Consider the following 18,839-nt stretch of genomic DNA (forward strand, 5'->3'; position numbering starts at 1 on the left):
CGGCATCGATACGGCTGCGGCCGTGAGGGAACAAGACGCGAAACGCGACAGGCCGGACGAACCCGGCCTGTCGTTGATAGCATCCGCTGCGGCGTTACCAGTGCGGCAAGGTGCTGGATCGTGGGGTGGAGCGATTCGCCGCGATCAATGTCCGCCGGCTGCGGCCGCGCCGCCGCCGAGCTTGGCGGTGAACGGCGGCTTGGCGAACCAGACGATGACGATCACCGCCAGGAACAGGATGCCGAGCAGGTGGAAGATCTCGTTGAAGCCGATCTGGGCGGCCTGCTGCGAAATCATCTGGTTCAGGCTGACCGCGCCGCGTTGCAGGTCGCCGCGGCCGAGCGTATCGACCGTCTGCAGCACCGCCGGGTCGTAGGCGCCGATGTGCTCGGTGAGTTGTGCATGGTGGATGGTGCTGCGCTGGTTCCAGCCCCAGGTGGTCAACGAGGCGGCGAAGCTGCCGCCGAGGGTGCGCACGAAGGTGGCCAGGCCCGAGCCCGCGGCGATCTCGTGCGGCTCCAGGTCCGACAACAGGATCGTCAGCACCGGCATGAAGAACAGTGCCACGCCCAGGCCCTGCCACAGCTGCACCATCGCGACGTGGTTGAAGTCGACGTCGAGGTTGAAGCCTGAGCGGATGAAGCTGGTGAAGGCCATCGCGATGAAGGCGAAGCTGGCGACCATGCGCAGATCGAAGCGGGTCGCGTACAGGCCGACGAAAGGCGTCAGCAACACAGGCAGGATGCCGATCGGCGCGGTGGCGAAACCGGCCCAGATCGGCGTATAGCCCAGGTTGCGCTGCAGCCACAGCGGCACCAGCAGGCCGACCGCGAAGAACGCCGAGTAGGCCAGCACCATCGCCGCGGTGCCGGCGGCGAAGTTGCGATGGCGGAACAGGCGCAGGTTTACGATCGGGTCGCGCTCGGTCAGCTCCCAGATCACGAACACGGTCAGCGCGATCACCGAGACGATCGCCAGGATCACGATCTTGGTCGAGTTGAACCAGTCTTCGTCGTTGCCCAGGTCGAGCAGGACCTGCAGCGCGCCCACGCCGACGATCAGGGTCATCAGGCCCATGTAGTCCATCTTCGGGCGTTCGAGTTTCTCCGGGCGGCCGCGCAACTGGCTGCCGACCACCAGGCTGGCGAAGATGCCGATGGGAATGTTGATGAAGAAGATCCATTCCCAGCTGTAGTTGTCGGTGATCCAGCCGCCCAGGATGGGGCCTGCGATCGGCGCCACCACCGTGACCATCGCCAGCAGCGCGATCGCTTGCCCGCGTTTGTGCGGTGGGTAGATCGAGATCAGCAGCGCCTGGGTCACCGGATACATCGGGCCGGCGACGAAGCCCTGGAGGGCGCGCGCGGTGACCAGCAGGCCCATGCTGCTGGCCAGGCCGCACAGCAGGGACGCGACCACGAACGCCAGCGTCGCCCACATGAACAATTTGCGCTCGCCGAAGCGGCGGGTGAAGAAACCGGTCAGCGGCAGGGCGATCGCATTGCTGACCGCGAACGAGGTGATGACCCAGGTCGCCTGGCTGCTGCTGCCGCCGAGGTTGCCGGCGATGGTCGGCAACGAGACGTTGGCGATGGTGATGTCGAGCACCTGCATGAACGACGCCAGGGCCAGGCCCAGCGTGGTCAGCGCGATGTTCGGCGGGCGGAAGCCCGCTTGCGTGGGCGCTGCGGGGGCGGCGCCGGCATTGGCCGTGGTGGCGGACATGGATCTGCCTGTCTGTTCGGTTGGGCCGCGCGGGCGCGGGACCAAAAGCGGGAACCAAAGCGTCCGATTCCCGCCATTCCGGCTTGTGCCGGAATGGCGGTCTCAGAGCTCGCGACGCATCGCGGGGGGAGGGGACGAAGCGGCGCCGATGGCGCGGCTGCTTCGATGCGATGCGTCGCGACAGACGAAGAACGACGTGGGGGAGGCGCTTCGTCTTTGCTGCGGGGTAGTTGCGTGACCGGATCGCGCCTGAGAAGCGGATCCGGTCGCGCGTTCGTCAACCGTGGTGCGTGCCGGGCAAATTCTCGCGGACGATGTTCGCGATCACCGCATCGGCTTCGGACAACTGCTTGGCATAGGCCTGGGTGCTCAGCAGCGGCTTGGCCGGCGGCGCGGCGGCGAGCACGGCGCCTCCGCGTTCGCGGATGCCGACGTCGACGTGCATGCTCAGGCCCAGGCGCAACGGGTGTTCGACGAGTTGCTTGGGCTCGATTTCGATGCGCACCGGCACGCGTTGGATGATCTTGATCCAGTTGCCGCTGGCGTTCTGCGCCGGCAACAGCGAGAAGGCGCTGCCGGTGCCCATGCCGAGGCTGACCAGCTTGCCCTGGTAGGTCACGTCGCTGCCGTACAGGTCCGAGTGCAGTTCGACCGGCTGGCCGATGCGCATGTCGGCGAGCTGGGTTTCCTTGAAGTTGGCTTCGATCCAGACCTGTTCCAGCGGCACGATCGTCATCAACGCGGTGCCGGGCTGCACGCGTTGGCCGAGCTGCACGCTGCGCTTGGCGACGTAGCCGTCGACCGGGGCAAGGATGGCCGCGCGCTGCAGGTTCAGATAGGCCTGGCGCAATTGCGCCGCGGCCGCGGCGACCTGCGGCTGCTTGGCGACGGTGGTGGCGTCGACCAGCGCGCGATTGCGCGCCAGCGAACCGCGCGAAGACGACAGCGCCGCTTCGGCCGCGGCGAGTTCGTCGCGGGCGTGGGCGAGCTCTTCGGCCGAGACCGCGCCGCCGGCGACCAGGCCTTCGCGGCGCTTCACGTCGGCACGCGCCTTCTGCACCGCGACTTGGCGCGCCGACAGATCGGCTTGGCCGGCATCGACCGCGCTGAACAGACCGCGCACTTGGCGCACGGTGTTGGCGAGGTTGGCGGTGGCCTGGTCGTAGGCGACCTGGGCGTCGTTCGGATCGAGCTGGACCAGCACCTGGCCGGCGCTCACCTTCATGCCGTCGTCGGCGCCGATGCTGACCACGGTGCCCAGGGTCTGCGGGGTGATGCTGACGACGTTGCCCTGTACGTAGGCGTCGTCGGTGTCCTGATGCCAACGCAGCACCAGCATGTAGTACAGGCCCCATGCGATCGCGGCGACCGCGACCACGCTGAGCAGGATCAACAGCGCCTTGCGGCGCTTGCCGTTGGACGGCGGGGCGGCGGCTGCGGCCGCGGCTTGCGGATTGATTTCGGTGGTCATGGCGTGGAGGCCTTGGCGATAACGCTGGAATCGGAAATGGCGACGGGGTGCTTCGCGGCGACCGGGTCGGGCGCGCGCAGTTCGAGACCGCCGCCGAGCGCGCGGTCGAGTTCGATCGCCGCGGCCAAGCGTTGTGCGCGCAAACCGGCGAGCTGTTGGTCGAGCTGCAACAGCGGGCGCTGCGCCGACAGCACGTCGAGCTGCGTGCCCAGGCCGGCGCGGTAGCGGGTGCTGGCGATCTGCCAGGCCTGTTGCGCGGCATCGCGCGCCTGCTGCGCCGAAACCAACTGCGTATCGAGCGAACGCGAGGCCTGCAGGGCATCGGCGACTTCGCGCAAGGCCGCGACCAGGTTCTGGTTGTAGTTGGCGACGGCGAGGTCGTACTCGGCATCGCTTTCGGCGAGTTGGTTGCGCAGACGGCCGCCGTCGAAGATCGGCAGGCTGATGGCCGGGCCGCCCTGGATCAGCACGGCATCGCTGCCGAACAGATCCGACAGGCCGCCCGAGGCCAGCCCGAGCATGGCGCTGAGATTCACGCTCGGATAGAAATCGGCCTTGGCGGCCTTGATCCCGTGCGATGCGGCTTCCACGCGCCAACGCGCGGCGACCACGTCGGGACGATGGCCGAGCAATTCGCTCGAGGTCACCGCCGGCACCGCCGGTGATTTCACGCTGAGCAGGGACGGGCGCGCGATGTCGAGGCCGCGGTCGGGGCCTTTGCCGAGCAGGGCGGCGATGGCGTTGCGGGTGGCATCGATCTGCTGCTGCGCCGATTGCATCTGCTGGTCGGCGGCGGCGCTGGCGCTTTCGGCGTTGCGGATCTGCAGTTGATTGTCGAGACCGGCCTTGACCCGCTGGCGGCCGAGGCCGAGCAGATGCTCGGAGCGTTGCTTCTCGGCCTGGGCGACGTCGAACCCGGCATAAGCCTGCGCCAGCGAGACGTAGGCGCGGGCGATGTTCGACGACAGGGTCAGGCGCGCGGCCTGGGACTCCACTTCGGCGGCGCGGGCCTGGCCGAGTGCGGCATGCCAGCGCGCGCGTTTGCCGCCCCACAGATCGGGGCTGTACTTGAAGCTCAGCGACAGCACTTCCACGCCGCTGTATTTGCCGCCGAGCGGTTCGGGGGCGACCGTCTCGGGCAGTTGCAGGCCGGAATACTGGGCGCTGCCGCCGAGGGTGGCCTTGCGCGCGGCATCGGCGAGGCCGGCCTGGGCGACGGCCTGGCGCACGCGCGCGTCGGCGGCGTCCAGGCCCGGCGTGCCGGTCAGGGCTTCGTCGATCAAGCCATTCAATTGCGCGTCGCCGAGCGAGGTCCACCAGTCGCGCTTGGGGAACGTAGCCTCGGATAGCGACGTCTCGGACCGCGGGGCGCCGGCGAAGCTGCGCTGGGTCGCCAGGTCGTCGGCGTCGAGCGCGCGCCCTTCGGGGACGAGGCCGCGGGTGCTGGCGCAGCCGGCGAGGATCAAGGCCGCGGCGAGCGGCGCGAGCACGAGGAGCAGCCCGCGGCGCGGGCGAGTGTCGATGGGTGACATGGCTCAGGAACCGGAAAGGGAGAGGTTGTCGCGAACCTGTTCGAGCAGACGGTAAAGCTGGTCGCGGTCGTCTTCGCTGAGGCCGGCCATCGCGCGTTCGCGCACGCGTCGGCCGCATTGGTCGATATCGCTCCAGATCGCCGAACCGGCCTCGGTCAGGTGGATGTTGATGGCGCGGCGATCGTCGGGATCGGCGACGCGCGCGACCAGGCCGCGGCTTTCCAGCTTGTCGAGCAGGCGCGTCATCGCCCCGGGATTGAGCTGGGCGGCGCGGGCCAGCTCGGTCACGCCGGCGGTGCCGATCGCGAGTTCCTTGAGGGTGATGAACTGGCTGAAGGTCAGATCGTGGCCGGCCTGCGCCAGCTCGCGTTCCATCTGTGCCCACATCGCGTCGCGGACCTGGCGGAACAGCAGGCCGAGGTTCGAGGTCGAGCAGGGCTGGTTCGGATTGGGGGTGGTCATGGCGCCGAATAATCTGCGCCTAGGCAATAGTTGTCAAGGCAAATATTGTTCCGGCAAGCGCCGGTTAAGCCAAGTCGACGAATCGTGCACACGGGCGCCGCCCGCCCGATGCTCGCCGGCAGGTGGCTGATTTGTTGGGTTATTACTTGGCAAGAGCAGGTTCGACGGGCCAGGCGGCGGGGCGCCGGCTGCCGTCGGGAACACTCAGCTCGGAAGGCTCAGTGCCCAAACATCCAGGACGATATGGGCCACCACCAGTGGCCAGAGCCGGCCGGTGCGGGCGTACAGCCAGGCGTACAGCAAGCCCATCGGCACGATCGAGATCACCCCGACGCTGCCCTGGTAGAGGTGGTAGGCGGTGCGGATCGCGGTGCTCAGGTGGATCGCGGTCCAGGTGCTGCGGCGCTCGCGCATCGCCGTGATCAGATAACCGCAGACCAGGGCTTCCTCGTAAAAGCCGTTCACCACCGAGGCCGCGAGCCGCATCGGCCAGCCGATATCGCTGGCGACCGGCACCGCCTCGTCGACCGGCGGCAAGCTCAGGCCGAACGCGAGCGCCAGGGCCTGCAGCAGCCAGAACAGCATCGCGGTCAGCACGGCCAGGGCCAGGCCCAGCGGCAGGTCGGTCTTCGTCGGTGCCGGGCCGAGCCTGGCCAGGTTCCAGCCGCGCAGCGACAGGAACACCGCGAGTACGGCCAACACCGGGATTTCCAGGCTCAGGATCGAAGCCAACCCGGCGCCGTCGATCGGTGTCGGCGGTTGCGGGTAGGCGACTGCGGTCAGGCTGCCGAGGACCGGCCAGGCGAAGGCCAGCACCAGCACGAAGACGAATTCACTGCGCGCCGAAAGCGACTTGATCCAGCGGTCCATGCCTGTGCCGGTGGTGACTGAGGCGGTGACTCAGGTCCTGCGCAGGACCAGTTCGAGGACGAACTTACTGCCGAAGAAGGCCAGCACCAACAGGATCATCGCCGCCAGGGTCCAGCGCACCGCGGTGGTCCCACGCCAGCCGTAACGCCAGCGCCCCAGCAGCAGCCCGCCGAAGGCCAGCCAGGACAGCACGCTGAGCACGGTCTTGTGCACCAGATGCTGGGCGAACAGGTTCTCGACGAACAGCACCCCGGTCAGCAGGGTCGCGGTCAACAGGGCGAAGCCGACCGCGATGGTGCGGAACAACAGGCTTTCCAGCTCGACCAGCGGCGGCAGGGCGCGCAGCCAACCGTGGAACTCGCGCCGGCGCAGAGCGCGTTCCTGCAGCCACAGCATCAACGCGAACAGGGCGGCGACGGCCAGGGTGGCGTAGGCGAGCAGGGCGAACCAGGCGTGCAACTGCAGGCGCCAGTCCAGCGGCGCGGGATGCTGGACGTGGCCGTTGAACTGATAGGCGCCGAGCATCAGCGCGGCGAGCGGGAACACGACCACCCCGAGCGCGGCCATGCGCCCGGAGGCGCCGACGATCGCGGTCAGCGCGGCCATGCCCAGGCCGACCAGGGACAACGCGGCGAAGAAATGCAGGTCGGCGCCGCCGGCGGCGCGCCAGGCGAGGAAGTGGGCGGCGCCGTGCAACAGCACCGCCAGATTGGCCGGCAGCAGCCACAACCGCGCCTGTCGCCCGACGTCGTGGCGCACCGCTGCGATCAGCAGTCCGCTGGCGACGAGGTAGAGCGCGACGGCGATGAGAACGATTGTCATCGCGGCAGTGTGGCATAGCGGCATGGCGATCTGCAGCGACCGGATGGCGGATTCGCGCGCCGGGCTATACTTCGCGGTCTTATCAGACCCATACGGCAAGGCCGCCCGGCATCGTCCCGGTCGCGCCGGCCCCAACGCAGGTAGCGCGCGCATGTTCGAATCCCTGACCCAACGCCTCTCCGGCACCATCGAGCGCCTGCGTGGCCGCGGCCGTCTGACCGAGGAAAACATCCGCGAATCGCTGCGCGAGGTCCGCATCGCCCTGCTCGAGGCCGACGTGGCCCTGCCGGTGGTGCAGGCCCTGATCGAGCGCATCAAGATCCGCGCGGTCGGCCAGGAAGTGCTGAAGAGCCTGACCCCGGGCCAGGCCCTGATCAAGGTGGTGCGCGACGAGCTGACCACGGTCATGGGCTCGCAGGCCGCCGACCTGAACCTCAACGTGCCGGCGCCGGCGGTGATCCTGATGGCCGGCCTGCAAGGCGCCGGCAAGACCACCACCGTCGGCAAGCTCGCCAAGCATCTGCGCGAGCGCCGCAAGAAGAAGGTCATGGTGGTCTCGGCCGACGTCTACCGCCCGGCCGCGATCGAGCAGCTCAAGCAGCTCGCCGAGCAGGTCGAGGTGTTGTTCTTCGCCTCGGACTCGTCGCAGAAGCCCGTGGACATCGTCCGCGCGGCGATCGCCGACGCGCGCAAGTCGTACGTCGACGTGCTGCTGGTCGATACCGCCGGCCGCCTCGCCATCGACGAAGCGATGATGAGCGAGATCAAGGCGCTGCACGCCGCCGCCGCGCCGGTCGAGACCCTGTTCGTGGTCGACTCGATGACCGGCCAGGACGCCGCGATCACCGCCAAGGCCTTCAGCGAAGCCCTGCCGTTGACCGGCGTGGTGCTGACCAAGACCGACGGCGACGCCCGCGGCGGCGCGGCCTTGTCGGTGCGCTACGTCACCGGCCGCCCGATCAAGTTCATCGGCGTCGGCGAGAAGCCCGACGGCCTCGACGTGTTCCACCCCGATCGCGTCGCCAGCCGCATTCTCGACATGGGCGACGTGCTGTCGCTGGTCGAGCAGGTCGAGCAGCAGGTCGACAAGGACAAGGCGCAGAAGCTCGCCGAGAAGGTCGCCAAGGGCAAGAAATTCGACCTCAACGACATGAAGGACCAGCTCGAGCAGATGCAGAACATGGGCGGCCTGCACGGCCTCATGGACAAGCTGCCGGGCATGGGCCAGATCCCCGAGTCGGTCAAGAACCAGGTCACCGGCAAGGAAGTGCCGCGCATGGTCGCGATCATCAACTCGATGACCAAGAAAGAGCGCCGTAACCCGGGCCTGCTCAACGGTTCGCGCCGCGCGCGCATTGCCAAGGGCGCGGGCCTGACCCCGGCCGACGTCAACAAGCTGATGAAGCAGTATCAGCAGATGGAAAAGATGATGAGCAAGCTGTCCGGCGGCGGCATGAAGGGTTTGATGCGCGGCATGAAGGGCATGATGGGTGGTCGCGGCGGCATGCCGTTCCGCTGATCGTGCGCGCCGCGCTACGCGGCGACGACATCGCAGACAAGAAATGGCGACCGCTTGGTCGCCGTTTTCGTTCGTGCCGGTCGGGCATGCGTTACGGCTTGCGTCGTGCGCGAATCCTGCGTTCCGGCGCATGCCGTGCAGGCTCCTCTTGCGCTGGCGTCGTGCGCTCGTGGTCCGATGCGGAGCGCCTTGCTAAGGCGACCTGCCGTTCGGTCCGGACGAACGGCGAACGGGATTCTCGAAGCGAGAGACGGCCTCGGCCCAAGATGATCCTCGTCGCAGCGCGGAGCGCGGGCGGCGAAGAGTCGGATGACTCGGCGGCGACGCATTCGTGCCGCCGCAACAACGAATGGGCGCACGCCGTCCTGGCGTGCGTTGGGGAGTCGATCATCATGGAGCGAGGAATGAAACAGTTACCTATCCGTTGCGCCAGTATCGCGCTGGCGGCGGCTGCGGCACTGGCCGCACCGGCCGCGTCGGCGGCCACGGTGTTTTCGTTCACCAGTCAGGCAGGGGATTCGGTCGGGCTGGGAGAGTCGAAGGTCTATACCGAAGCCGACTCGACGATTTCGTTGAGCGGCGACTCCCGGCACATCATCGTCCGGGTCGAGGACGGCAGCGACAATTGGTATGTCTCCCTGGGCGCGCCGGTGGAGCAAAAATTCGAGGTTCGGCGCTTCGCCGATGCGGAAAATCCGACGCGTCGGACCGGGCGCGCGCCCTACGTCTACCTGGCAAACAACGGGCGTCGTTGCGACGATGCCTGGGGCGAGATCCGCATCCAGCAGTTCGAGACCGATGCCGACGACAACATCACCGCTTTGGAAGCTACCGTGCTGCAGCATTGCGATTCGGCCGCCGCGCCGGTGCTCGCGGCGGTGATCCGCCACAACGTCGAGCCGCTGTCGCTGAAGCTGGATGGCGACCCGGGCGATTTCGTCGGCGAGGGCATCGACAAGACTTATTACGGCGATACGACGCTGTTCCAGTTGTGGGGCGATGCGCAAGGGGCGGGGTATACCGCCAGCGGCTCGCGCGATCGCTGGAGCGCGGAGTTGTATCCGCCGGTCGGCCAGGCCTTGCATGTCGGGACCTATGCGATCGCCGAGACGGCCGATGCCAGCCATGCCGGTTTCCGCTTCGAGCGGCCGACCCGGCGTTGCCCGCAGATCTCCGGCGGCACGCTCGAGATCAAGGCGGTGGAATTCGACCCGGCGACGGGCGCGATGACCGGCCTGCATGCCGAGTTCGTCCAGCGTTGCGACGGTTCGAGCGAGGCCTTGCGCGGCACGATCCGTTACCAGGCTTGATGCCGATGGCCGGCTCGAAGGGGCTTCGAGCCGCCTGACCGATCCAGGGGGCGGTTGCGGGGGCGGGATCGTGCAAGTCGGGCCGCGGCGGTGCGGCCCGTGGCGAAGCTTGAGGGACCAGGCTGCGTTCAGGGACGAGCCGGCTCGGGCGGCGTGGGGGCGGGAAGCCCGGCGGTCCGGGCCCGGTTCGACCCGATCCTTGGTTCGGACAGGGCCCGGGTTTGCCCAAGCCGCGGAATCGGTTAGACTTTCCGGCTTACCCCGTCATTCCGACGGCTGGGCAACACAGGAAAGCAGACCCCATGGTCAAGATTCGACTGACCCGCGGCGGCGCCAAGAAGCGTCCGTTCTACCACATCATCGTCACCGACAGCCGCAGCGCCCGCGACGGCCGCAACATCGAGCGCGTCGGTTTCTACAACCCGGTGGCCGCCGGCGCCGAAAAGCGCGTCGAGCTCAACGTCGAGCGCGTGAAGCACTGGGTCTCCCAGGGCGCGCAGCTGACCGAAAAGGTCGCCGACCTGTACAAGCAGGCCGTCAAGGCCGCTCCGGCCGCCTGAGCCGGCGGGCCGCGCGCCTGGCGCGCGGCCCGATTACCGCACCGATGACAGATTCCACGCGCCGCATCCTGCTGGGCAGGGTGCTTGGCGCTTTCGGTCTTCGCGGCGAAGCCAAGCTCGAGTCCTGGACCGAGCCGCGCGTTGCGATCTTCCGCTACCAGCCCTGGATCGTGCGCGACCCGCAGGGCCGCGAGCGCGAGCTTTCGGGCGTGCGCGGGCGCGAAAGCGGCAAGTACCTGATCGCCAATTTCCCCGAAGTCACCGATCGCGACACGGTCGAGGCCATGCACGGCACCGAGATCTACGTGCCGCGTTCGGCGCTGCCGCCGCCCAAGGCCGGCGAATACTACTGGGTCGACCTGGAAGGCCTGCGCGTGGTCACGACCGAGGGCGTTTCGCTCGGCACGGTCTCGCACCTGTTTTCCACCGGCGCCAACGACGTGCTGGTCGCCCGCGACGACACCCGCGAGCGCATGATTCCGTTCGTACTCCCGCAGTACGTCACTTCGGTCGATTTCGACAACAATACGGTCACGGTCGACTGGGATCCCGAGTTCTAGGAACGAGTGAAGAGGAACGAGGAACGAATGCGTTCCCGTCTCTCTCGCAGCGTTTCGGCAGTTCCCGCATTGCCACTCGTTTTTCTTTACTGGGCACTCGTTCCTCGCTCCCATGCGCATCGACGTCATCAGCCTGTTCCCCGAATTCGTCGCCCAGTGCGCCGCGTTCGGCGTGGTCGGCCGTGCCGGCGAACGCGGGCTGCTGTCGTTGCACGGCTGGAATCCGCGCGATTACGCCGAGGGCAACTACCGCCGCGTCGACGAACGTCCGTTCGGCGGCGGTCCCGGCATGGTGATGCTGATCGAGCCGCTGCGTGCCGCGATCCGCGCCGCGCGCGCGGCCGATCCGACCCCGGCGCGGGTGGTCTATATGAGCCCGCAGGGCGTGCGCCTGGACCAGGCCAAGGTCCGCGAACTGGCCGCCCACGAGCGCCTGATCCTGTTGTGCGGCCGCTATGAAGGCGTCGACGAGCGCCTGATCCAGGCCGAGGTCGACGAGGAAGTCTCGATCGGCGACTACGTCCTGTCCGGCGGCGAACTCGCTGCGGCGGTGATCGTCGACGCGGTCGCCCGGCTCCAGGACGGCGCCCTCAACGACGCCGAGTCGGCGGTCCAGGACAGTTTCGAGGACGGCCTGCTCGACTGCCCGCATTACACCCGCCCGGTCGAGCACGAGCTCGGCGGCGTGCCGGCGGTGCTGATGTCGGGCAACCACGCCCATATCGCGCGCTGGCGCCGGCAGCAGTCGCTCGGCCGGACCTGGCAGCGCCGGCCCCACCTGCTCGACGAGGCGGCTCTGTCCAAGGCCGACCGCAAGCTGCTGGAGGCCTACCGGGCCGAGCTGGCCGCCTCGCAGGCCGCCGCAGAGCCGGGCGAGGGCGGGGCTGGAAGCGTTTCCAGCGCCGATCAGGCCCCGGCCAAGGCTCCCGGCCCGGGTCGGACGGCCTGAGACGGGCAGCCCAAGCTGGCAACCCGATAAAAAATGCCGCTATAATTAGCCGCTTAGCCGTACCCATTTGCTGTACCGATGCCATGACGCGGGTCCACGTGCACTCGCGCAACAACTAATCCAACAGGCCGCACCCATGAACAAGCCCTCTATCCACACCCTGCTGCAGAACTTCGAAGCCGAACAGATCCAGCGCAAGCTGCCCGACTTCAGCCCCGGCGACACCGTCGTGGTCAACGTCAAGGTCAAGGAAGGCAACCGCGAGCGCGTCCAGGCCTATGAAGGCGTGGTCATCGCCAAGAAGAACGGCGGCCTGAACTCCTCGTTCACCGTTCGCAAGATTTCGCACGGCTTCGGCGTCGAGCGCGTCTTCCAGACCCACAGCGCGATCATCGACTCGGTCGACGTCAAGCGCCGCGGTAAGGTTCGCGCCGGCAAGCTGTACTACCTGCGCGGCCTGGAAGGCAAGAAGGCCCGCATCAAGGAAGACCTCGCTGCCTACGCGCGCGCCAAGAGCGCTGCCGCGGCTACCGCAGCCGAGTAATCCCGTCGCCGCGCCTCACCGCGCAGCGCATCGAACGGCCGCCGCAAGGCGGCCGTTTTCGTTTCGGGCGGCGTCAGGCCGAAGCGAAACAGCGGCGGCTGGAACGGGCCGGTTCTCGCCGGCTTTCGACGTCGCCGCCGCGCTGCTGACGCAGCCGCCGAGCGCGTCCGCGACATAGGCCGCAACGGCCCCGCTTTTCGACCGCTCCCGGAATATACGCCGGGGCCGGTTCGCGCTAGATTCCCGACGCGGCGCCGCCCGCACGATGCCGCCCCCGCGGCAGGAGAGCGCAACGTGAATCCCGGTTTGTCCGAAGGCGATATCTGCACCTATCTGCGCAGCGACGGCGCCTGGGGATTCTTCTGGGTGCAGCGTATCGATGCCTTGCCCGACGGCCGCGACGCCTTGTCGCTGCGCAAGTTCGACACCCACACCGCGGAGGAAGTGCTGCGCGAGCACGTCGACGAGGTCGCCGAACTCAAGAGCCTGCGCCTGCTCGGCCATTTCCCCATCGTCGGCACGCGCGTGGCCGAGGTCGAGCCGCGGGTGATCGGCCATCTGCCGGTACGCGAGAGCGACCTGGAGGGCTACCGCATCTGGCGCGAGGCCTTCGACAAGGGCGAGGCGGGGGTGTTTACCCTGCCGTTGCAGGACATCTGACCCCGCCCGCCGGCATGGCGGCGCACGAATCTGCAGCGTCTACGCGCCGCAATGCCGACCGGCGCGTCTATCAACGAACGCGGGGCTCGCGCACAGACGCGGCGACGATGTCGATCTCGCCGATCTCGTCGGTCTCCTCAGGACTCGCATCGGCCACCGGCGCCGACGGCGACGCGGCGATTTCGGCCGGGGTGGCGATGGTTTGGGCAGCGATCGGCGCGACGACGCGCTCGGGCGCGGCCATCATCCGCGAACGTCGCCAGCCACCCCAGCGGTAGTAGGCGATCGACATCAGCATCGAGCACAGCGCGCTGACCGGGAAACTCCACCACAGCGCATCGGTGCCGATCGCCGGCTGCAGCAAGGTCGCGAACGGCACGCGGATGCCCCATAGCGCGAAACCGAGGATCAACAGCGGCGGCACCACCGCGCCCGTCGCGCGCACCACGCCGGAAATCACGAAGGTCACGCCGAAGAACAGGAACGACCAGATCGCGATATGGTTGAGATGGCGCGCGATTTCGAACGAAGCGCTGCCTTCCGGCAGGAACAGCGCCAGGCTGTAGCGGTCGAACAGGATCAGCGGCACGATCAGCGCGCCGGTCATGAGGAAGTTGAAACCGGTGCCGGTGCGCGCGGTCGCGTCGACGCGGTCCCAACGCCCGGCGCCGACGCTCTGCGCGGCGATCGACGAACAGGCCGCGCCGATCGCCATCGCCGGCATCTGCACATAGGTCCACAACTGCAGCGCGGCGCCATAGCCGGCCGCGGTGCCGGTGCCGTGGGCATTGACCAGGCTGATCATCGCGATCATCGCCAACGAGATCAGCACCATCTGCAAACCCATCGGCACGCCCTTGACGATCAACGCGCGCAACACGGTCGGGTCGATCTTCAGCAGATGCGCGTCCTGGCGGCCGAGCCAGAGCACGTGACGCTTGCGTCGCAGATACAGCAGCATCGCCATCAGGCCCAGGCCCTGGGCGAAGAAGGTCGAGGCGGCCGAGCCGGCGATGCCGAGTGCGGGGATCGGCCCCCAGCCGAAGATCAGCAAGGGGTTGAAGGCGATGTCGAGCACCACCGCCATCAGCAGGAAGCGGAACGGCGTGCGCGAATCGCCGGCGCCGCGCAGGGCCGCCGAGATGAAGGCGAAGGCGTACAGGAACGGCATCGACAGGAAGATCACCCGCAGATAGTCCTCGGCCAGCGGCAGCGCCGCCGCGGGCGTGCCCATCGCGCGCAACACCGGATCGGCCATGAACCAACCGGCCGCGGCGATCAGCGTCGACAGGCCGATGAAGAAGGTCGCGCTGGTGCCCATGACCCGGCGTGCGCGCGCCGTGTCCTTGGCGCCGATCGCCTGGCCGATCAGGATCGTCGCGGCCATGCCGATGCCGAAGATCGAACCGATCAGGAAAAACATGATGTTGTTGGCGTTCGCGGTCGCGGTCAGCGCGGCTTCGCCGAGATAACGCCCGACCCAGATCGAGTTGATCGAGCCGTTGAGCGACTGCGCGGCGTTACCGGCCATGATCGGCAGCGCGAAAGCGATCATCGTGCGTCCGATCGGACCTTCGGTCAGCAGATGGCTGCCGCGTGAGGGGCTGGGGGCCATGACGGGATCCGTGCGGAGTCGGCGCAGTATGCCGGCTGATCGGTGAGTGGGTCGTCGCCCTACCTGCGTCGGCAGCGGGAACGTCGGCCCGCGGCCCTCAGTTGCCGTGTAGGAACGCAGTGGTATCTTTCGCGCCGATGAGCAAGCAAGAGATTCCTTCGCCACCGCCGCAGGCCTCGGTCCGTCTGGATCTGTGGTTGTGGGCGGCGCGTTTCTTCAAGACCCGCAGCCTGGCGCGGCAGGCGGTCGAGACCGGCAAGGTCGAGATCGGCGGTCAGCGCGGCAAGGCCTCGCGCGCGCTGCGCGTCGGCGACGCCTTGCGCATCGCGCGCGGCGAGGAAATGTTCGAGGTCGCCGTGACCAGGCTCAGCGATACGCGCGGGCCGGCAAGCGTCGCCCAGACTCTGTACGCGGAAACCGAAGCCTCGCGCCTTGCCCGCGAGCAGGCACGGGCGATGCGCGTGGCCGAACGCAATGGCTATCGCGCGCCGGAGACCAAGCCCGACAAGCGCGCGCGGCGCTTGATCAAAGCCCTGGGCGATATCGACGCTCTGTGAGTTGCGCGCGTGTCGCCGTTCGATAACGGCGAATCGATGGCGGCGAAAACGAAAACGGCTGCGCCTGGGCGCAGCCGTCGTCGATACATCGGGAAAACCAGCCTGGATTCAGCGCTGGCCGCCGCCGAGCAGGCCGCCGCCGATCTTGAGCAGATCGCCCAGGCCCAACTGGCCGTCGCCGTCCTGGTCGAGCACCGCGCCGAGCAGGCCGCCGCCGAGGCCGCCCTGCTGGGAAATACGCTGCTCTTCCTGGCCGAGCACCTGGCCGAGCGCCTGCGGCGATGCCGCCTGGTTGCCGCCCGACATCATGCGTTGGGCGAGATAGGACAGCACGATCGGCGCCAGTACCTTCAACAGCGTATTGGCCTGGCTGCCGCCGAGACCGGTGGCCTGGCCGAGACCTTCCGCCGCGGTTTCCTGGCGGCCGCCGAAGATGTGGCCGAGGATGCCGGCGCCGTCGGTCTGCCGGCTTGCGCCGCCGCCGCCGAGCACCGCACCGAGCACGCTGCCGATGTCGAGACCGCTGCCAGCGCCGGCGTGGTCGCGTTGCAGCGCGCCGAACAGCGCCTCGGCACCCTGCGGCTGGCTGGCGTTGCGGCCGAGCGCGCCGAGCAGCAAGGGCAGGGCGGCGCTCACCGCGTTCTGCGTCTGCGGTTGCGACAGCCCGAGCTGGCTGCCCAGTTGCGCCAGCGGCTGGCCCTGGAGTTGGTTGAGAAGGTCGTCGGTCAGCGAAGCGCTCATCGGGGTCGGTCCGTTGCAAGGAACCCAGATGCTAGCGCCGGCCGGTGAGCTTGGGGTGAGATTCGCGGGTTTTTTTCGATAGCACACTTACCCGCCGATAAGCGGGCGATAGAAGGGCGATAAACGAAGATTCATGCGCTCCATGGCGATCCGTCGCTCGGGCCGCGAGGCGCCGACTCGCGCAGCTACCGGCTCGGAAACGCAACGGGCCGGCCATCCGGCCGACCCGTTCGAGTGGAAGCCGTGCTGGCCAGGCTCAGGCGAGGTCGAAGCGATCCGCGTTCATCACCTTGTTCCAGGCGGCGACGAAGTCGTGGACGAACTTCTCCTGCGCGTCCGAGCTCGCATACACCTCGGCCAGCGCGCGCAACTGCGAGTGCGAGCCGAACACCAGGTCGACGCGGGTCGCCGTCCACTTCAGTTCGCCGCTCTTGCGGTCGCGCCCTTCGAACACGTCCTTGGCGTCCGAAACCGGCTTCCACACCGTGCTCATGTCGAGCAGGTTGACGAAGAAGTCGTTGCTCAGCGCATCGGCGCGATGGGTGAACACGCCGTGCCGGCTCGGGCCGACGTTGGTGCCGAGCATGCGCAGGCCGCCGACCAGCACGGTCAGTTCCGGTGCGCTCAGATCGAGCAACTGGGCCTTGTCGATCAGCAACGATTCGGCGCTGACCTCGTACTTGCCCTTGAGGTAGTTGCGGAAGCCGTCGGCGATGGGTTCGAGCACGGCGAAGGAATCGACGTCGGTCTGCGCGGCCGTGGCGTCGGTGCGTCCCGGAGCGAACGGCACCTTGACCGGATGGCCGGCGTTCTTCGCCGCCTGCTCGACGCCGGCGGCGCCGGCCAGCACGATCAGGTCGGCCAGCGAAACCTTCTTGCCGCCGGATTGCGCGGCGTCGAAGTCTTGCCGGATCGCTTCCAGGGCCGACAGCACCTTGGCGAGTTGCGCCGGCTGATTGACCTCCCAATCCTTCTGCGGGGCCAGGCGGATGCGCGCGCCGTTGGCGCCGCCGCGCTTGTCGGAGCCGCGGAAGGTCGAGGCCGAAGCCCAGGCGGTCGAGACCAATTGCGAGACCGGCAGGCCCGAAGCCAGGATCTTGCTCTTGAGCGCGGCGATGTCCTGCTCGTCGATCAGCGGATGGTCGACGGCCGGAACCGGGTCCTGCCAGATCAGTTCTTCGGCCGGGACTTCCGGGCCGAGGTAGCGCGCGCGCGGGCCCATGTCGCGATGGGTCAGCTTGAACCAGGCGCGGGCGAAGGCGTCGGCGAGTTGATCCGGGTTTTCCAGGAAGCGGCGCGAGATCTTTTCGTAGGCCGGATCGAAGCGCAGCGACAGGTCGGTGGTCAGCATGGTCGGCGCGCGGCGCTTGTTCGGGTCGTGCGCGTCGGGAATGGTGCCGGCGCCGGCGCCGTCCTTCGCGATCCACTGGTGCGCGCCGGCCGGGCTCTTGCTCAGTTCCCATTCGTAGCCGAACAGGTTTTCGAAGAACTGGTTGCTCCACTGCGTCGGCGTGCTGGTCCAGGTGACTTCCAGGCCGCTGGTGATCGAATCGCCGCCGAGGCCGCTGCCGAAGCTGCTGGCCCAGCCCAGGCCCTGCTGTTCGAGATCGCCGCCTTCGGGCTCGCGGCCGACGTGCGATTCGGGACCGGCGCCGTGGGTCTTGCCGAAGCTGTGGCCGCCGGCGATCAGAGCGACGGTTTCCTCATCGTCCATGGCCATGCGCGTGAAGGTCTCGCGGATGTCGCGAGCCGCCGCGAGCGGGTCGGGGTTGCCGTTCGGGCCCTGCGGATTGACGTAGATCAGGCCCATCTGCACGGCGCCGAGCGGGTTCTCCAGGACGCGGTCGCCGGAGTAGCGCTTGTCGCCGAGCCAGGTGGTTTCGGTGCCCCAGTAAACGTGTTCTTCCGGCTCCCACACGTCGGCGCGGCCGCCGGCGAAGCCGAAGGTCTTGAAGCCCATCGACTCCAGGGCGACGTTGCCGGTGAGGATCATCAAGTCGGCCCAGGAAATCTTGTTGCCGTACTTCTGCTTGATCGGCCACAGCAGGCGGCGGGCCTTGTCGAGGTTGCCGTTGTCCGGCCAGCTGTTGAGCGGGGCGAAACGCTGTTGGCCGGCGCCCGCGCCGCCGCGGCCGTCGAAGGTGCGGTAAGTGCCGGCGCTGTGCCAGGCCATGCGGATGAACAAGGGGCCGTAATGGCCGAAGTCGGCCGGCCACCACTCCTGCGAGTCGGTCATCAGCGCGTGCAGATCGTTCTTGACCGCGGCCAGGTCGAGGCTCTTGAAGGCTTCCGCGTAGTCGAAGCCCTCGCTCATCGGGTCGGCATGCGGGGTCTGTTGGTGCAGGACCTTGAGGTTGAGCTGGTTAGGCCACCAGTCGCGGTTGGAGGTGCCGCCACCGGCGGTGTGATTGAAGGGGCATTTGCTTTCGTTTGACATGGCTACGTGCCTTTGAGGATGTGGATCCGGCGACTGGGGACGTGGGGCTGGGTGGCGCAACGATGTGCGCACGGGCCGCCCTGGAGCGGCTCGTGCAAGTTCTTCAGGAGGGGGGCGACGGATCGGTCGATCGATCGTCGTGCGATGAAAGCGATCCGTGCGAGTGCGCCGAGGCAAGATGCGGACGTTCGCGTACCGGACCGTCGAGGGCGATGGTCGGCGACATCGGGTGTGGTTCGTCCTGTTGGCTCATCGCTGGCGTTCCGTGTCACGAAGGGACGAGGGAACGATAGGCCGGGACCATCCGCATGTGAAATCGATCCTTTCGACTTATCCGATAGGGAACGGCTATGGACGGCGATGCGCGACGGCGGCACCGCCGTTCCATCCAAGACGGATCATGGAAGGCTTATCGCTGCGAGGCCGTGACCGCCTGACGGATTCGGAAGGGTCGTACAGCCGGCCGATTCGATCGCGGCCGACGGCCGGGAGGAGCAGGAGCGAC

The 18,839-nt window shown here is 68.0% G+C and carries 17 protein-coding genes; 8 read left to right on the forward strand and 9 right to left on the reverse strand.

The features are described 5' to 3' along the window. Positions 1-144 precede the first annotated feature (144 nt). The 6 genes from LC490_RS04190 to ccsA form a co-directional block, all read right to left on the reverse strand. Positions 145-1,725: a DHA2 family efflux MFS transporter permease subunit gene (locus LC490_RS04190; protein WP_031371742.1), complete on the reverse strand. Its 1,581-nt coding sequence runs from the start codon at positions 1,723-1,725 to the stop codon at positions 145-147. Between the two features lie 277 nt (positions 1,726-2,002). Then, positions 2,003-3,196, reverse strand: a complete 1,194-nt coding sequence (locus LC490_RS04195; RefSeq protein WP_223619383.1) for an efflux RND transporter periplasmic adaptor subunit — start codon at positions 3,194-3,196, stop codon at positions 2,003-2,005. Next, the gene (locus LC490_RS04200; RefSeq protein WP_223619384.1) at positions 3,193-4,728 is read right to left on the reverse strand and encodes an efflux transporter outer membrane subunit; all 1,536 of its coding nucleotides are present in this window, start codon (positions 4,726-4,728) and stop codon (positions 3,193-3,195) included. The genes LC490_RS04195 and LC490_RS04200 overlap by 4 nt, the downstream gene beginning before the upstream one ends. A 3-nt stretch (positions 4,729-4,731) precedes the next feature. Continuing rightward, positions 4,732-5,190, reverse strand: coding sequence for a MarR family transcriptional regulator (locus LC490_RS04205; protein WP_031371745.1), 459 nt, complete (start codon positions 5,188-5,190; stop codon positions 4,732-4,734). Positions 5,191-5,394: 204 nt separating this feature from the next. Continuing rightward, positions 5,395-6,060 carry a type II CAAX endopeptidase family protein gene (locus tag LC490_RS04210; protein ID WP_223619385.1) on the reverse strand — a complete coding sequence of 222 codons (666 nt, stop codon included), beginning with the start codon at positions 6,058-6,060 and terminating at the stop codon, positions 5,395-5,397. A 30-nt stretch (positions 6,061-6,090) separates the two neighbouring features. Further along, complete coding sequence (gene ccsA / locus LC490_RS04215; RefSeq protein ID WP_223619386.1) at positions 6,091-6,882, reverse strand: cytochrome c biogenesis protein CcsA; 792 nt, start codon at positions 6,880-6,882, stop codon at positions 6,091-6,093. A 151-nt stretch (positions 6,883-7,033) separates the two neighbouring features. Here ccsA and ffh point away from each other — a divergent pair, with 151 nt between their 5' ends. The 7 genes from ffh to LC490_RS04250 all read left to right on the forward strand — a co-directional run bounded on the left by ffh (position 7,034) and on the right by LC490_RS04250 (position 12,984). Further along, positions 7,034-8,401 (forward strand): signal recognition particle protein, encoded by a 1,368-nt coding sequence (gene ffh, locus LC490_RS04220; protein WP_223619387.1) that lies wholly within the window; start codon positions 7,034-7,036, stop codon positions 8,399-8,401. A 161-nt stretch (positions 8,402-8,562) separates the two neighbouring features. Next, the gene (locus tag LC490_RS04225) at positions 8,563-9,711 is read left to right on the forward strand and encodes a hypothetical protein (RefSeq protein ID WP_223619388.1); all 1,149 of its coding nucleotides are present in this window, start codon (positions 8,563-8,565) and stop codon (positions 9,709-9,711) included. Between the two features lie 302 nt (positions 9,712-10,013). Next, a complete protein-coding gene (gene rpsP, locus LC490_RS04230) occupies positions 10,014-10,271 on the forward strand; it encodes a 30S ribosomal protein S16 (RefSeq protein ID WP_031371749.1) in 258 nt (85 codons plus the stop codon). Positions 10,272-10,315: 44 nt separating this feature from the next. Next, complete coding sequence (gene rimM / locus LC490_RS04235; protein WP_031371750.1) at positions 10,316-10,831, forward strand: ribosome maturation factor RimM; 516 nt, start codon at positions 10,316-10,318, stop codon at positions 10,829-10,831. A gap of 112 nt (positions 10,832-10,943) precedes the next feature. Next, complete coding sequence (trmD, locus tag LC490_RS04240) at positions 10,944-11,780, forward strand: tRNA (guanosine(37)-N1)-methyltransferase TrmD (protein ID WP_223619389.1); 837 nt, start codon at positions 10,944-10,946, stop codon at positions 11,778-11,780. Between the two features lie 136 nt (positions 11,781-11,916). Then, entirely contained in the window at positions 11,917-12,324 is a 408-nt protein-coding gene (rplS, locus tag LC490_RS04245; RefSeq protein ID WP_223619390.1) for a 50S ribosomal protein L19, read from the forward strand. 294 nt (positions 12,325-12,618) lie between these two features. Beyond that, entirely contained in the window at positions 12,619-12,984 is a 366-nt protein-coding gene (locus LC490_RS04250) for a hypothetical protein (RefSeq protein ID WP_152566190.1), read from the forward strand. A gap of 70 nt (positions 12,985-13,054) precedes the next feature. On the opposite strand, the gene LC490_RS04255 is transcribed toward LC490_RS04250, so the two are convergent. Beyond that, positions 13,055-14,599, reverse strand: a complete 1,545-nt coding sequence (locus tag LC490_RS04255) for an MATE family efflux transporter (protein ID WP_223619391.1) — start codon at positions 14,597-14,599, stop codon at positions 13,055-13,057. A 137-nt stretch (positions 14,600-14,736) separates the two neighbouring features. Here LC490_RS04255 and LC490_RS04260 point away from each other — a divergent pair, with 137 nt between their 5' ends. Continuing rightward, positions 14,737-15,156, forward strand: coding sequence for an RNA-binding S4 domain-containing protein (locus LC490_RS04260; protein ID WP_036148455.1), 420 nt, complete (start codon positions 14,737-14,739; stop codon positions 15,154-15,156). A 108-nt stretch (positions 15,157-15,264) separates the two neighbouring features. Here the strand turns inward: LC490_RS04260 and LC490_RS04265 are convergent, their stop codons facing one another. Then, positions 15,265-15,897, reverse strand: coding sequence for a DUF937 domain-containing protein (locus LC490_RS04265; protein WP_031371756.1), 633 nt, complete (start codon positions 15,895-15,897; stop codon positions 15,265-15,267). A gap of 256 nt (positions 15,898-16,153) precedes the next feature. After that, the gene (katG, locus tag LC490_RS04270) at positions 16,154-18,334 is read right to left on the reverse strand and encodes a catalase/peroxidase HPI (RefSeq protein ID WP_223619392.1); all 2,181 of its coding nucleotides are present in this window, start codon (positions 18,332-18,334) and stop codon (positions 16,154-16,156) included. Positions 18,335-18,839: the final 505 nt, after the last annotated feature.

Origin of the sequence: Lysobacter sp. ESA13C, from assembly GCF_019970005.1 — a bacterium.
Taxonomy (GTDB): Bacteria; Pseudomonadota; Gammaproteobacteria; order Xanthomonadales; family Xanthomonadaceae; genus Lysobacter; species Lysobacter antibioticus_B.

Coding starts and splice junctions, on each gene's coding strand:
- LC490_RS04190 (WP_031371742.1), bottom strand. CDS start 1,725: ATGTCCGCCACCACGGCCAATGCCGGCGCCGCCCCCGCAGCGCCCACG.
- LC490_RS04195 (WP_223619383.1), bottom strand. CDS start 3,196: ATGACCACCGAAATCAATCCGCAAGCCGCGGCCGCAGCCGCCGCCCCG.
- LC490_RS04200 (WP_223619384.1), bottom strand. CDS start 4,728: ATGTCACCCATCGACACTCGCCCGCGCCGCGGGCTGCTCCTCGTGCTC.
- LC490_RS04205 (WP_031371745.1), bottom strand. CDS start 5,190: ATGACCACCCCCAATCCGAACCAGCCCTGCTCGACCTCGAACCTCGGC.
- LC490_RS04210 (WP_223619385.1), bottom strand. CDS start 6,060: ATGGACCGCTGGATCAAGTCGCTTTCGGCGCGCAGTGAATTCGTCTTC.
- ccsA (WP_223619386.1), bottom strand. CDS start 6,882: ATGACAATCGTTCTCATCGCCGTCGCGCTCTACCTCGTCGCCAGCGGA.
- ffh (WP_223619387.1), top strand. CDS start 7,034: ATGTTCGAATCCCTGACCCAACGCCTCTCCGGCACCATCGAGCGCCTG.
- rpsP (WP_031371749.1), top strand. CDS start 10,014: ATGGTCAAGATTCGACTGACCCGCGGCGGCGCCAAGAAGCGTCCGTTC.
- rimM (WP_031371750.1), top strand. CDS start 10,316: ATGACAGATTCCACGCGCCGCATCCTGCTGGGCAGGGTGCTTGGCGCT.
- trmD (WP_223619389.1), top strand. CDS start 10,944: ATGCGCATCGACGTCATCAGCCTGTTCCCCGAATTCGTCGCCCAGTGC.
- rplS (WP_223619390.1), top strand. CDS start 11,917: ATGAACAAGCCCTCTATCCACACCCTGCTGCAGAACTTCGAAGCCGAA.
- LC490_RS04255 (WP_223619391.1), bottom strand. CDS start 14,599: ATGGCCCCCAGCCCCTCACGCGGCAGCCATCTGCTGACCGAAGGTCCG.
- LC490_RS04260 (WP_036148455.1), top strand. CDS start 14,737: ATGAGCAAGCAAGAGATTCCTTCGCCACCGCCGCAGGCCTCGGTCCGT.
- LC490_RS04265 (WP_031371756.1), bottom strand. CDS start 15,897: ATGAGCGCTTCGCTGACCGACGACCTTCTCAACCAACTCCAGGGCCAG.
- katG (WP_223619392.1), bottom strand. CDS start 18,334: ATGTCAAACGAAAGCAAATGCCCCTTCAATCACACCGCCGGTGGCGGC.